Source organism: Cupriavidus agavae (genome assembly GCF_004217045.1).
Lineage (GTDB): Bacteria > Pseudomonadota > Gammaproteobacteria > Burkholderiales > Burkholderiaceae > Cupriavidus > Cupriavidus agavae.
In genome coordinates, this window is the sequence record NZ_SGXM01000001.1 from 1,726,332 (window position 1) to 1,739,565 (window position 13,234).

The window sequence follows — 13,234 nt, forward strand, 5'->3', positions numbered from 1 at the left end:
CCCCGGATGCGGCAGTAACCGTCACCGAACCCCGAACGAGAGGTAACCCCATGAGCAAGGTACAACTCCAGACGACGCAAGGCGTCATCACCATCGAACTGGACGCCGAGAAGGCCCCGAAATCGGTGGAGAACTTCCTGTCGTACGTGCGCAAGGGCCACTATGACAACACGGTCTTCCACCGCGTGATCAAGAACTTCATGATCCAGGGCGGCGGTTTCGAGCCGGGCATGAAGCAGAAGGACACCGACGCCCCGATCGAGAACGAAGCCGGCAACGGCCTGAAGAACGACCGCTACACCGTGGCAATGGCCCGTACCAACGCGCCGCACTCGGCCACGGCCCAGTTCTTCATCAACGTGGTGGACAACGACTTCCTGAACTTCAGCTCGCCCACGCCGCAGGGCTTCGGCTACGCCGTGTTCGGCAAGGTCGTGGAAGGCACCGACGTCGTGGACGCCATCAAGGGCGTGCGCACCGGCAGCTCGGGCTTCCACCAGGACGTGCCGATGGAAGACGTGGTGATCCAGAAGGCCACGATCGTCGAGTAACCGGCCATCCACGCCAAACCGGTTGCGGCATGCCGCGCATGGTGAACACGTCCATCCGACCCGCATGACCGCACCCGCCCGCACGCCGGCGGCCGCACCGATTCCGGTGCCGGCGCCGGCGTGGTTCATTTCCGACCTGCACCTGACCCCCGGCATGCCGCGCACGCTCGACGCGTTCGGCCGCGTGCTGGACGATGCCGTGCAGCACGCCCGCGCGCTGTTCATCCTGGGCGACTTCTTTGAATTCTGGATCGGCGACGAAGAGACGGCCACGCCGTTCGCCGCCGACGTAGCCGCCGCGCTGCGCCGGGTGGCCGAGGCGGGCGTGCCGGTCTTCCTGATGCACGGCAACCGCGATTTCCTGCTCGGCCGGCGCTTTGCCGCCGCGGCGGGGGCCACGCTGCTGCCTGACCCCACCGTGATCGACTGCGCCGGCCGGCGCGTGGTGCTGAGCCATGGCGACATGCTCTGCACCGACGACGAGCGCTACATGCGCTTCCGGCGTTGGACGCGCAGGCGCTGGGTGCAACGGCTGTTCCTGCTGCTGCCGCTGCCGGCAAGGCTGCGCATCGCACAGCGCCTGCGGGCCGACAGCGAGGCCGGACGCGCGCGCCGGCCTGCCGACGCCCCGCCGCCCACCTATGGCGACGCCACGCCGGCCGCCGTCGAGGCGCTGCTGGCCGATTCCACCGCCGGCACGCTGGTCCACGGCCACACCCACCGGCCGGCCCGCCACGTGCATGGCGCCGGCGAACGCTGGGTACTGACCGACTGGGACCTCGACGGCCGCCATCCGCGCGCCGCCGTGCTGCAACTCGACGCCGCAGGCTTTACCGTGCTGCCACGGGCCTGAGCGCCCCGCCTCCCACGCCCTCGTTACTTCATCATCCGGCGCAGTTCGCTTGCGTCGAAGCGGTCGTTGGGGGTGTTCTCCAGGTGCTCGCCCAGCCGGTCCAGCGCGGCCAGCACGGCCTCGATCCGGTCATGCTGCTTGGCGGCATTGTCGATCAGGCTCTTGAGCGCCAGCGACACCGGATCGTCGGCATTCGGCGTGATGCCGTACGCGGAGAACTCCTGCCTTGCGCCCTGCTGCGCCGCCGGGGCGTCCGGCATGATGATGCGGGCCGGGATGCCCACCGCCGTGGCGCCGGGCGGCACCGGCTTGAGCACCACCGCATTCGACCCCACGCGCGCGCCGTCGCCCACCTCGAAACCGCCCAGCACCTTGGCGCCAGCGCTGACCACCACGCCCGCGCCCAGCGTCGGATGGCGCTTCTGGCCCTTGTACAGCGACGTGCCGCCCAGCGTCACGCCCTGGTAGATCGTGCAGTCGTCGCCGATCTCGGCGGTTTCGCCGATCACCACGCCCATGCCGTGGTCGATGAATACGCGGCGGCCCAGCTTCACGGCCGGGTGGATCTCGATGCCGGTCAGGAAGCGCGACCAGTGCGAGATCCAGCGGCCCAGCCAGTGGAATCCGGCACGCCAGCAGGCATTGGCCACGCGGTGGAACATCACGGCATGCAGGCCCGGATAGCAGGTCAGCACCTCCAGCCGGCTGCGCGCGGCGGGGTCGCGCCGCATGATGGCGTCGATTTCTTCCTTCAGGCGAGTGAACATCGTTATCGTGTCGTGTTGCCACGCCCGGTCGCCGTGCCTGCCGGGAGGCAGGACGGTCGCCGGCGCGGTCATGAGCGGGCTCGGCGCTGGTGGCGACCGCCGGGGACGGGTCGGGTCGCACGCGAGCAGCGAGTGTAAGAGATTTGCCAGCCTGCCGCCGGCCCTGACGCCGTCAGGGCTTTTGGGGCCGCGCGGTCCTCAACATCGTCCCGGCAGCCGGCAACACGCGCTCGCACCCGGACGGCGGGGGGCGCCTCGGGAGTCGTGCGGGAGGAATGCCGGTCGGAAGCTCACGGATGCGGGTCCTGGTCGTTGTCGAGGTCTTTGCCTGCCTGATCGCCTGCCGGCGGCGTGTCGCCGCTCAGCACCATGCGCTTGGCGATGCCGCGCAGGATGTTGACTTCCTCGCGTTCCAGTCCGGTGCGCGCAAACATCCGGCGCAGCCGTGGCATCAGCTTGCGGGGGTTGGCGGGATCGAGAAAGCCAATCGCCGCCAGGCCCGCCTGCAGGTGCCCGAACATCGATTCGATCTGCTCGGCCGTGGCAGGCTCACCAGCATAGCCGATATTCGGTGCGGCGTCCGGGGCACCCTGCACCGGCACCTCCAGCAGCGCCAGCCGCATTTCGTAGGCGATCAGCTGCACGGCCTGCGCCAGGTTCAGCGACGCATAGGCCGGATTGGCCGGGATGTGCGTCACGGCGGAACAGCGCAGCACGGCCTCGTTGGGCAGGCCATAGCGCTCGTTGCCAAACACGAAGGCCACCTCGGCGCCGGCATCCCTGCTCGCCAGGCTGCCCAGCACCGTACGCGCCTGGGCCGCCGCCGCGCGCGGCATCAGCCGCGGCGGGCCGAACTCGCGCTGCCGCGCCGTCATCGCCACGGTAAAGGCCGTGCCGGCCAGCGCGGTCTCGATGTCGGGGACGATGCGGGCACCGGCCAGCACGTCATCGGCGCCGCTGGCCATGGCCACGGCATCGGCATGCGCGAGCACAGCCGGCTCGCGCGGCGTCACCAGCACCAGGCTGCCCGGCGCGGCGCCGAAACCCATGGTTTTCATGGCGCGCGCCACCGAGCCGACGTTGCCGGGGTGGCTGGTCTCCACGAGTACCACGCGTACCCGCGAGAAAATGTCTGCCGGATCACATGGCACCGGAGCTGCCGGGTCCGACCCGGCCTGGGGATTCAACGCTTCGCTCATCTGGGATGGCCCATGGCCGCCGATTGCCGCCGTTTGCGGCATCGACGCGTGCGTGGGCCCGGGTTTCCTATACAATGCTGCCTTCAAATTGCGGCGCGTCGCCTCTCAGCTGGCGGCGCCCCTCGTTCTTCTACAATCCGTTGTGTTGTTCGGCCAACGCCGGGCATTCGCGCCTCCCTCGCCCCAGCTGGCCGGGACGCCGCGCGAACCATGCCCTGCCGCGCCGTCTGGAGAGATTCATGCATCCGATGCTCAATATCGCCGTCAAGGCGGCCCGCAAGGCGGGTTCCATCATCAACCGTGCGTCGATGGACGTCGACCTGGTGCGCGTTTCGCGCAAACAGCACAACGATTTCGTGACCGAAGTCGACCGCGCTGCCGAAGCGGCGGTGATCGAGGTCATCCGCACCGCCTACCCCGAGCACGACATTCTAGCGGAAGAGTCCGGCCAGTCCTGGGCCGAGGGCGAGGAACAGGGCGAATTCACCTGGGTCATCGACCCGCTCGACGGCACCACCAATTTCATCCACGGTTTTCCCCAGTACGCGGTCTCGATCGGCCTGCTGCACAAGGGCGTGCCGTCGCAGGCCGTCGTCTACGACCCCACGCGTGACGAACTGTTCACGGCCAGCAAGGGCGCCGGCGCATTCCTGAACAACCGCCGCATCCGCGTGACGCGGCGCGACAAGCTGGCCGACTGCCTGATCGGCACCGGCTTCCCGTTCCGTGACCTCGAAGGCATGGACGAATACCTGGAAATCTTCTCGCTGATGACGCGCAGCTGCGCGGGCCTGCGCCGCCCGGGCGCCGCCGCGCTGGACCTGGCCTACGTGGCCTGCGGCCGGCTGGATGGCTTCTTCGAGCGCGGCCTGAAGCCGTGGGACATGGCCGCCGGCATGCTGCTGATCACCGAAGCAGGCGGCCTGGTGGGCAACTACGCCGGCGAATCGCGCCAGATGGAACAGGGCGAAGTACTGGCGGGCAACCCCAAGGCGTTTGCGCAGATGGTGCGCCTGCTGTCGCCGTTCTCGCTCGACAACGCCCGCCCGGCGCTCAAGCCGATCGTCGACTGATCGCGCTGCCCCGCGGCGCCGCTCAGGCGCTGCGGTCCAGCGTGCAGGCCAGCGGCAGGTACGACGGCTTGAAGCCGTCATTGCCGCCCCGCACCGCGCAGTTCCACGAGCCGTCTGCCAGCCGCCCCACCGTGATCCTTGCGTTGCGGGCGGCCACATGCACATCGCCGTCGAGCGTGACGACGATGGCGCCGGAACCGTCGGCGTTGAACACGAACGTGCTGGCCGTGGCCGTCAGCGGCGACCGGATATAGCCCAGCGCGGCCACCGGGTCCGGAAACGCATGGACGCCGGCGTGCAGCCGCTCCTCCACCGGAATCTTGTAGGCCGACGCCTCCCAGAACGCCCGCGCCACCTGGGCCTTGACCGTGTAGTCCTGGTACGTCGGGATGGCGATCGCGGCCAGGATGCCAAGGATCGCCACCACGATCATCAGTTCGACCAGCGCGAAACCGCGCGCCGGCTTCCGCCGCCTCCCACCTTCCCGCTGCCCCGCTCTCGTCTCGTTTCGCATCGCTTTGCCCGGTGTGCTGTCCCCGGAGCCATCCAAGGACCGTGCCATGCCGTGCAACGCCCCAAACTGACAATTTGTGTCCCGCAGGACACCCCCGGCGGGACCCGGCTGACAAGTTCGCGGCGCCCGCCCTCGGCGCGGTGACAAATCGCGGCACCATAACCGCGGCACCATAACCGCGGCACCGTCAGTGCGGCACCGTAAAACGCTCAAAAAGTCCGAGTCATTTTCAGAATCCGGCACGGGACAAACGGGCCATTGCGACCCTACATTGATCCCACACCAATAAATTCACTTGCGCCCCCTCACACCGTGTGTATTAATACACACGGATCAACCGAAGGGGTCACCTTGCATTCATCGGCCTTGATCCGCCTGCTGGAGCGGGAGGGATGGGAACTGGCGCGGTGTCGCGGCAGCCATCTCACGTTCAGGCATCCGTCGCGCGCGTTTATCGTGACCGTGCCGCATCCGCGCAAGGACCTGCCCGTGGGCACGGTCCGCAGCATCCTGCGCACGGCCGGGCTCTGAGGCGCACGCAACGCGCGAACCATCGAACCAACATCTTACGAACGAAAGGAAAACACCACATGGACTTTCCCATCGCCATCCACAAGGATCCGGACACCGTCTACGGCGTCACGGTGCCCGACGTGCCGGGCTGCCACTCGGCGGGCGCCAGCATCGAGGAAGCCATCCGCAACGCCCGCGAGGCCATCGTGAGCCACATGGAAGTGCTGCTCTCGATGGACAAGGACATCAATCTGACGCCCACGCCCATCGCCGAACTCTCGGCGCGCGAGGAGTTCGCGGACGCGGTCTGGGCGCTGGCCGACGTCGACATGAGCAAGCTCGACACGTCTCCCGAGCGGATCAACGTGAGCATGCCGCGCTTCGTGCTGCACAAGATCGACATGTTCGTGAGCGGCCGCCACGAGACGCGCAGCGGCTTTCTGGCCCGGGCCGCCATGGCGGCCATCGCCGCCACGCGCTGATTTCTTGCGCGAGGCGAAACTTCCCCTTCAAAAATGGGAAGCCGCCACCGCGATCGCAGCACAGGCAGGCAGTAAAATGCCGCTTTGCGCCGCAGCCGGGAACTGCCACCCGGCCGCGGCTACCGATACACAGGCGGCCCTGCCAGGCCGCCCGCGAGGAACGCATGTCCGCAGAGATCCTTTCCAACCCTTCCGCAACCGAGAACGCGGCCGCCGACGAAGCCGGCGCCCCGGCAACGCCCGAGGCTGCCGCTCCGGCAAAGCCGGGCCGGCCGGCCAAGCCCGCCCGGACGGATGCCGCGAAGCCGTCCGCGCCGGCGGAGAAGGTCACGCCGATGATGCAGCAGTACCTCGGCATCAAGGCCGACCATCCGGACACACTGCTGTTCTACCGGATGGGCGATTTCTACGAACTGTTCCACGACGATGCCGAAAAGGCCGCGCGCCTGCTCGACATCACGCTGACCGCACGCGGCCAGTCGGGCGGCGTGCCGATCCGCATGGCCGGCATCCCGTTTCACTCGGCCGACCAGTACCTCGCGCGGCTGGTCAAGCTCGGCGAGTCGGTGGCCATCTGCGAGCAGATCGGCGATCCGGCCACCAGCAAGGGCCCGGTCGAGCGCAAGGTCGTGCGCATCGTCACGCCGGGCACGCTGACCGACGCCGCGCTGCTGCCCGACAAGATCGACTCGTTCCTGATGGCCGTGCACCAGCAGACCACGCGCCGGGGCGTCGGCAAGACCGGCCTGGCCTGGCTGAACCTGGCCAGCGGCGAACTGCGGCTGATGGAGTGCGACGGCGCGCAGCTCTCGCGTGAGCTCGAACGTATCCGCCCGGCCGAACTGCTCTACGCCGACGGCATCGAACTGCCGGCGCTGGCCTGCGCCCGCACGCGCCTGCCCGAGTGGCATTTCGACCAGGAGGCCGGCACGCGCCGGCTGCGCGAGCAGATCGGCGTGGCCAGCCTGGAGCCGTTCGGCTGCGCCGGGCTGGGCGCCGCGCTCGGTGCCGCGGGCGCCCTGCTCAACTACGCCGCCAGCACGCAGGGCCAGTCGCTGCGCCACGTGCAGGGCGTGACGGTCGAGCGCGAATCGGAATTCGTCGGCCTCGACACCGCCACGCGCCGCAACCTCGAACTGACCGAGACGCTGCGCGGCGGGGAGTCCCCCACGCTGTTCTCGCTGCTCGACACCTGTTCCACGACGATGGGCAGCCGTGCGCTGCGGCATTGGCTCCATCACCCGCTGCGCGATCCCGCGCTGCCGCGGGCGCGCCAGCAGGCCATCGGCACGCTGATCGCCCAGGACCCCGACCCACTGCGCGCCCAGCTGCGCAAGCTGTGCGACGTCGAACGGATCACGGCACGGCTGGCGCTGCTGTCGGCCCGGCCGCGCGATTTGTCGTCGCTGCGGGACACGCTGCGCGGGCTGCCCGACGTGCAGGCCAGCATCACCGGCGGCGACGATGCGGCACTGCTGGCCCAGACGCTCGAGGAACTGGAGGTGCCCCAGGAGTGCCTCGACCTGCTCGTCAGCGCCGTGGCCGAAGAACCGTCGACCGTGATCCGTGACGGCGGCGTGATCGCGCGCGGCTACGACGCCGAACTCGACGAACTGCGCGACATTTCCGAAAACTGCGGCCAGTTCCTGATCGGCCTGGAAACGCGCGAGCGGGAGCGCACCGGCATCGCCAACCTGCGCGTGGAATACAACCGCGTGCACGGCTTCTATATCGAAGTCACGAACGGCCAGGCCGACAAGGTGCCGGACGACTACCGGCGCCGCCAGACGCTCAAGAACGCCGAGCGCTACATCACGCCGGAACTGAAGGCGTTCGAGGACAAGGCGCTGTCGGCCCAGGACCGCGCGCTGGCACGCGAGAAGCAATTGTATGAAGCGCTGTTGCAATCGTTGCTGCCGCATATCGGCAACCTGCAGCGTGTGGCCGGGGCGCTGGCCCGGCTCGACGTGCTGGCCACGCTCGCCGAACGCGCCCGCACGCTGGACTGGACCCAGCCGGAACGCGTGAGCGAGAACGTGATCGACATCGTGCAGGGCCGGCATCCCGTGGTGGAAGGCCAGCTTGCCGCCGAGTCGGTCGCCTTCATCGCCAACGACTGCCACCTGACCGAAGCGCGCAAGCTGCTGCTGATCACCGGCCCGAACATGGGCGGTAAATCGACATTCATGCGCCAGACGGCGCTGATCGTGCTGCTGGCCTGCGTCGGCGCCTGGGTGCCGGCCCGCCGTGCCGTGATCGGCCCGGTCGACCGCATCTTCACGCGGATCGGCGCCGCAGACGACCTGGCCGGCGGGCGCTCGACGTTCATGGTCGAGATGACCGAGGCGGCGGGCATCCTGCACAACGCCACGCCGTCGAGCCTCGTGCTGATGGACGAGATCGGGCGCGGCACCTCGACATTCGACGGCCTGGCGCTGGCCTGGGCCATTGCGCGCCACCTGCTGTCGCACAACCGCAGCCACACGCTGTTCGCCACGCACTACTTCGAACTGACGCAACTGCCGCAGGAGTTCCCGCAGGCGGCCAATGTCCACCTGTCCGCCGTGGAGCATGGCGACGGCATCGTGTTCCTGCACGCGGTACAGGATGGCCCGGCCAGCCAGAGCTACGGCCTGCAGGTGGCGCAACTGGCCGGCGTGCCGCAGCCGGTGATCCGCGCCGCGCGCAAGCACCTGGCCTGGCTCGAACAGCAGTCCGCCGACGCCACGCCCACGCCGCAGATGGATCTTTTCGCCGCGCCGCCGACCCCGCCGGACGAGGAGTTCGAAGACTTCCCGACGAGAGAGCGCGTGACGGTCGGGATCGAAACTTCGCCGGCACTCGATGCGCTGGCCGAGATCGATCCGGACAGCCTGTCGCCGCGCGACGCCCTCGAGGCGCTGTATCGGCTCAAGATGCTCGCGCAGTCCAACGCCACGCCATGACGGCACCGCGCCCGATCGGTTCGACGGGCCGCACGCGCCGCCGCGCCTCGGTGGCGCTGCTCGCGCTCGCCACGGCGGCATGCTGCGCGTGGCTGGCCGCACCACGCCCGGCCCACGCCACGCGCACCGGCAAGGTCCGGCCGCCGCCCGCGCCGGTGGTCCAGCCCCTGCGCATCGGGCTGATTGCCGATGTGCCGCAATGGCCGGCGGCCGAGACGGACACCGCGGCGCTGTTCGACCTGATGAACGCACGCCAGATGGCGCTGATCGTCCATGCGGGCGGCATCAAGGGCGATACGGAATCCTGCGCGGATGCGGTGCTGGCCGCGCGGCTGCGCGTGCTCGACGACTCCCCTGCCCCGCTGCTCTACGTGCCGGGCGAGACCGACTGGGCCGAATGCCGCAAGCCGGTCGCGGGCAAGTTCGACGCCGTGGAGCGGCTGAACCGCCTGCGCGAGCTTTACTTCCCGGTGGATACGACGCTGGGCCGCCGCACGCTGCCAGTGGTCCGGCAGTCGGACCAGGCGATGTTCCGCAGCTTTCGCGAGAACGTGCGGCTGGTGGCGGGCGGCGTGATGGTGGTGGGCCTGAACCTGCCCGGCGACAACAACCACTACCGCAGCGAGGGGGGCCGCAACGGCGAGTTCGAAGACCGCCGCGAGGCCAACCGGCAGTGGCTGCAGCGGGCGTTTTCCGTGGCCACGCAGCGCGACCTGCCCGGCGTGCTGGTGATCGCCCATGCCGACCCCGAGTTTGGCAATGGGTGGGAGAAACGCGGCAGGCCCTCGTTGCTCGACGGCTTCCTGCGCCGGGGAACGCGCGACGGCTATCTGGAGTTCAAGCGTCAGTTACGCGATCTTTCGGCCAGATTCCCGGGGCAGGTGCTGCTGGTACACGCCAGCGACAGCGGATTCAGCATCGACAAGCCGCTGCGCGACAAGGAAGGCAAGACACTTGGCAACTTCACGCGTGTGGCGCTGCCGATCGGGTCGCCGTCACGCTGGGTCGAGCTGACCGTGACGCCCAATACGCGCTCGGTATTCCAGGTGGCGCTGCAGGACGGCCCCCGCAACAATTGATCTGGCACAAGCCGCACGCAGTGCGTGGAAAACAAGAAAGCCGGCGTCTGCCGGCTTTCTTGTTTGCTGCGTGCGATGACCTGTCGCGTATCGCCCGGATGGGTGGCTCAGTGCAGCGTGCGGGGGCTCTCGTCGCCGTCTTCGTCCTCGTCGACGACTTCGATGCCCGATGCGCCGTGGGCGTGACCGTGCTCGACTTCCTCGGCCGTGGCTTCACGGACGTCGGCCACCTGCAGGAAGAACCGCAGCGCCATGCCGGCCAGCGGGTGGTTGCCGTCCAGCACGACCTTGTCTTCGGCAACGTCGGTCACCGTGTAGATGATCGTGTCCTCGTCGTCGCCATCCTCGGGCACGCCTTCGAACTGCATGCCCACTTCGAGCGGCTCGGGGAAGCGGTCGCGCGGCTCCACCTTCACGAGTTCGGCGTCGTAGTCGCCGAAGGCTTCTTCGGGCTCCAGCTGCAGCTGGGTCTCGAAACCGGCGTCGTGGCCGTCCAGCGCTTCCTCGATCTTGGGGAACGTGCCATCATACCCGCCGTGCAAATAGACCATGGGCTCATCGGACTCTTCGATCAGATTGCCCTGCGCGTCCGACAGCTTGTACACCACGGACACCACCGTGTTCTTAGCGATTTTCAATTCTTGACTCCATGAGCGATTCCGCATTATACGCGCAGGCCCTGCCTGCGGGACCCATTGATCCTGACGCGCCGCTCACGCTGCTCGGGGGCATGACACCCGCAGCCTTCATGCGTGACATCTGGCACCGCAAACCGATGCTGATTCGACAGGCCGTGCCTGGAATCGTGCCCCCAGTGTCGCGCGAAGCGCTTTTCGAACTGGCGGATCGGGACGACGTGGAATCGCGGCTGGTGTCGTACTTTCGCAACCGCTGGAAGCTCGAACACGGGCCGTTTGCCGAGGACAACCTGCCCTCGCGCAAGACCGGCAAATGGACGCTGCTGGTCCAGGGCGTGAACCTGCACAACCAGGCCGCCGCCGACCTGATGAGCCAGTTCCGGTTCGTCCCCGACGCACGGCTCGACGATGTGATGATCAGCTACGCCACCGACGGCGGCGGCGTGGGTCCGCACTTCGATTCGTATGACGTATTCTTGCTGCAAGTTTCGGGCCGCCGCCGCTGGCGGGTGTCGTCGCAAACCAGGCTGGACCTGATTCCGGACATGCCGCTGAAGATCCTGTCGGATTTCAGCACCGAGGAGGAATGGGTGCTCGAACCCGGCGACATGCTCTACCTGCCGCCGCAGTACGCGCACGACGGCACCGCCGAGGGCGAGTGCATGACCGCTTCGATCGGCTTCCGCGCGCCGCCGTACCGCGAGCTGGCCGGGCACTTCCTGGCATGGCTGTCCGAGACAGTGGAAGGCAACGAGGGGCTCGACGGCCGCTACGCCGACGCCGGCGAGGCCGCAACGCCCACCCCGGCGCAGATCCCGGCCCATATGGCCCGTGCCGTGACCGAGCGCCTGCAGGCGCTGAAATGGAACGCCGGCATGGTCTCGGAGTTCCTTGGCACCTACCTCTCGGAGCCCAAGGCCTCGGTGCAGTTCGAGGAGGTCGGCGAGATCACGCTGAAGCAGTACGCGAAGCTGGCCAAGGCACATGGCGTGGTCCTTGCTCCGGGTTCTGTCGCGCTGTATGACCGTGCGGGCTTCTACCTGAACGGCGAAGCGTACGAGCCGCCGCCAGCATTGGCCAAGTGGCTGCGGCGTCTGGCTGACCATCGCCAGCTGACTGCGGAGGAAGTCAATGCTTGTGCGGCCCTGCCAGACCTGATGGACACTTTTCATGACTGGGCCATGGAGGGCTGGTTGCAGTTTTCGCCTGCACGCGTGTAATAATGCGTAACAGATCGAACCGGTAAATTTCGGCTATACACAAGCCGGGGAAACGCGGATATAATCGCCCGCTGGCTAGTACTGTGGACCACTGCACTGTCGGCACCCGGGAGAGCCTTTATACGCAGTACAAGAGCGATAATTACCGGTAATTATTCATCGCCTGTTTTCGTTTTATTAAAAGTTAAAGGACGAACAATGAAGAAGTCTCTCCTGATCGCATCCCTGCTGGCTGCTGTTGCCCTGGCCGCTTGCGGCAAGAAGGAAGAAGCCGCCGTTCCGGCCGCTGACACCGCTGCTTCGGCTCCGGCCGCTGCCGCTCCGGCTGCTGACGCTTCGGCTCCGGCTGCAATGGCTCCGGCCGCTGACGCATCGGCCCCGGCTGCCGACGCATCGGCTCCGGCTGCTGACGCTTCGGCTCCGGCTGCCAAGCAGTAATCGGATTCCTCCGATAAAAAAGCCGACCTTCGGGTCGGCTTTTTTATTTTGCGGATTATCGCGGCACCCGCCACACCACCCTGCAAATGGGGGGAAGCCCCGGCGCGCGATTATGGCCGCACCGGCTGCCAGCCCAGCCCCTCCTCCTGATCGGCGACGAGAATATCGTCGGCCAGCACTCCCAGTACTGCCGCCAACGCGCCGGCCGCCAGGTCACGGGTATTGTTCTGCTTGCTCAGATGGGCTGCCACCACGCCTGACAACTGCGGGTGTTTGACCTGCGACAGGATGCTGGCCGCGATGTCGTTCGCCAGATGCCCGAAATCGCCGCCGATACGCCGTTTCAGCGAGTACGGATAGAGCGAGTTGCGCAACATTTCCCTGTCGTGGTTGCATTCGAGCACCAGCGCATGCACGCCCGCCAGCCGCGCGGTCACATACGGCGTCTCCATGCCGGCATCGGTCAGCACACCCAGCCGCGCATCCCCATCGGTCAGGACGAACTGCAGTGGCTCGCGTGCATCATGAGGCACTGTATAGGGATGGATTTGCAGGCCGCCCACCACGAACGCGTGGTCGGCGCAACACACCCTGACGTCCGCCGCGTCGGCGCCGCGCAGGTGGGACGTGGCCAGCCAGGTGCCGTGGCTCGTGTGCACGGGCAGCTTGTGGCGCGCCGCAAACGCGTAGGCCGAACCTACGTGGTCGCCATGCTCGTGCGTGACCAGCACGGCATCGAGCTGGTCGGGCGTGACACCGAGCCGCTCCAGCCGCCGCGCGGTTTCCTTGATGCCGAAGCCACAGTCCAGCAGTACGCGCGTGACCGTGGCACCTTCGGATGATTCGATCAGCAGCGAGTTGCCCTCGCTGCCGCTTCCCAAAAAAGCAAAGCGCATCATCGATGCGCTCGCCCGGGGCGATGCCCGACGGCGGGCGCCGTCGGCATCTGGCCATGACAGACC

Annotated in this window: 14 protein-coding genes; 9 read left to right on the forward strand and 5 right to left on the reverse strand. The window is 67.7% G+C overall.

The window, feature by feature from the left end; translation table 11 throughout:
* The first annotated feature begins 50 nt into the window (after positions 1-50).
* Together EV147_RS07780 and EV147_RS07785 are read left to right on the forward strand one after the other, a co-directional pair.
* Positions 51-551: a peptidylprolyl isomerase gene (locus EV147_RS07780; RefSeq protein WP_130390516.1), complete on the forward strand. Its 501-nt coding sequence runs from the start codon at positions 51-53 to the stop codon at positions 549-551.
* Positions 552-615: 64 nt separating this feature from the next.
* Positions 616-1,404 carry a UDP-2,3-diacylglucosamine diphosphatase gene (locus EV147_RS07785; protein ID WP_130390517.1) on the forward strand — a complete coding sequence of 263 codons (789 nt, stop codon included), beginning with the start codon at positions 616-618 and terminating at the stop codon, positions 1,402-1,404.
* 23 nt (positions 1,405-1,427) lie between these two features.
* Here the strand turns inward: EV147_RS07785 and cysE are convergent, their stop codons facing one another.
* Complete coding sequence (gene cysE, locus EV147_RS07790; protein ID WP_130390518.1) at positions 1,428-2,171, reverse strand: serine O-acetyltransferase; 744 nt, start codon at positions 2,169-2,171, stop codon at positions 1,428-1,430.
* 290 nt (positions 2,172-2,461) lie between these two features.
* Positions 2,462-3,370 (reverse strand): RNA methyltransferase, encoded by a 909-nt coding sequence (locus EV147_RS07795; protein ID WP_130390519.1) that lies wholly within the window; start codon positions 3,368-3,370, stop codon positions 2,462-2,464.
* Between the two features lie 239 nt (positions 3,371-3,609).
* On the opposite strand from EV147_RS07795, the gene EV147_RS07800 reads away from it, so the two are divergent.
* The gene (locus tag EV147_RS07800; protein ID WP_130390520.1) at positions 3,610-4,443 is read left to right on the forward strand and encodes an inositol monophosphatase family protein; all 834 of its coding nucleotides are present in this window, start codon (positions 3,610-3,612) and stop codon (positions 4,441-4,443) included.
* Positions 4,444-4,465: 22 nt separating this feature from the next.
* Here the strand turns inward: EV147_RS07800 and EV147_RS07805 are convergent, their stop codons facing one another.
* Complete coding sequence (locus EV147_RS07805; RefSeq protein ID WP_157994674.1) at positions 4,466-4,957, reverse strand: pilin; 492 nt, start codon at positions 4,955-4,957, stop codon at positions 4,466-4,468.
* A 351-nt stretch (positions 4,958-5,308) separates the two neighbouring features.
* On the opposite strand from EV147_RS07805, the gene EV147_RS07810 reads away from it, so the two are divergent.
* The 4 genes from EV147_RS07810 to EV147_RS07825 all read left to right on the forward strand — a co-directional run bounded on the left by EV147_RS07810 (position 5,309) and on the right by EV147_RS07825 (position 9,976).
* Positions 5,309-5,488, forward strand: coding sequence for a type II toxin-antitoxin system HicA family toxin (locus EV147_RS07810; RefSeq protein ID WP_130390522.1), 180 nt, complete (start codon positions 5,309-5,311; stop codon positions 5,486-5,488).
* A 59-nt stretch (positions 5,489-5,547) separates the two neighbouring features.
* Complete coding sequence (locus EV147_RS07815; RefSeq protein WP_130390523.1) at positions 5,548-5,952, forward strand: type II toxin-antitoxin system HicB family antitoxin; 405 nt, start codon at positions 5,548-5,550, stop codon at positions 5,950-5,952.
* 335 nt (positions 5,953-6,287) lie between these two features.
* A complete protein-coding gene (gene mutS / locus EV147_RS07820; RefSeq protein ID WP_130391229.1) occupies positions 6,288-8,897 on the forward strand; it encodes a DNA mismatch repair protein MutS in 2,610 nt (869 codons plus the stop codon).
* Entirely contained in the window at positions 8,894-9,976 is a 1,083-nt protein-coding gene (locus EV147_RS07825) for a hypothetical protein (protein ID WP_235844629.1), read from the forward strand. The genes mutS and EV147_RS07825 overlap by 4 nt, the downstream gene beginning before the upstream one ends.
* A gap of 107 nt (positions 9,977-10,083) precedes the next feature.
* On the opposite strand, the gene EV147_RS07830 is transcribed toward EV147_RS07825, so the two are convergent.
* Entirely contained in the window at positions 10,084-10,614 is a 531-nt protein-coding gene (locus EV147_RS07830; protein ID WP_130390524.1) for an FKBP-type peptidyl-prolyl cis-trans isomerase, read from the reverse strand.
* An 11-nt stretch (positions 10,615-10,625) separates the two neighbouring features.
* Between EV147_RS07830 and EV147_RS07835 the strand changes: the two genes are divergently transcribed.
* A complete protein-coding gene (locus EV147_RS07835) occupies positions 10,626-11,834 on the forward strand; it encodes a ribosomal protein uL16 3-hydroxylase (RefSeq protein ID WP_198680187.1) in 1,209 nt (402 codons plus the stop codon).
* 198 nt (positions 11,835-12,032) lie between these two features.
* On the forward strand, positions 12,033-12,272 hold the full coding sequence (locus EV147_RS07840) for a hypothetical protein (RefSeq protein WP_130390526.1): 240 nt from the start codon (positions 12,033-12,035) through the stop codon (positions 12,270-12,272).
* Positions 12,273-12,382: 110 nt separating this feature from the next.
* On the opposite strand, the gene EV147_RS07845 is transcribed toward EV147_RS07840, so the two are convergent.
* The gene (locus EV147_RS07845; RefSeq protein ID WP_130390527.1) at positions 12,383-13,171 is read right to left on the reverse strand and encodes an MBL fold metallo-hydrolase; all 789 of its coding nucleotides are present in this window, start codon (positions 13,169-13,171) and stop codon (positions 12,383-12,385) included.
* Positions 13,172-13,234: the final 63 nt, after the last annotated feature.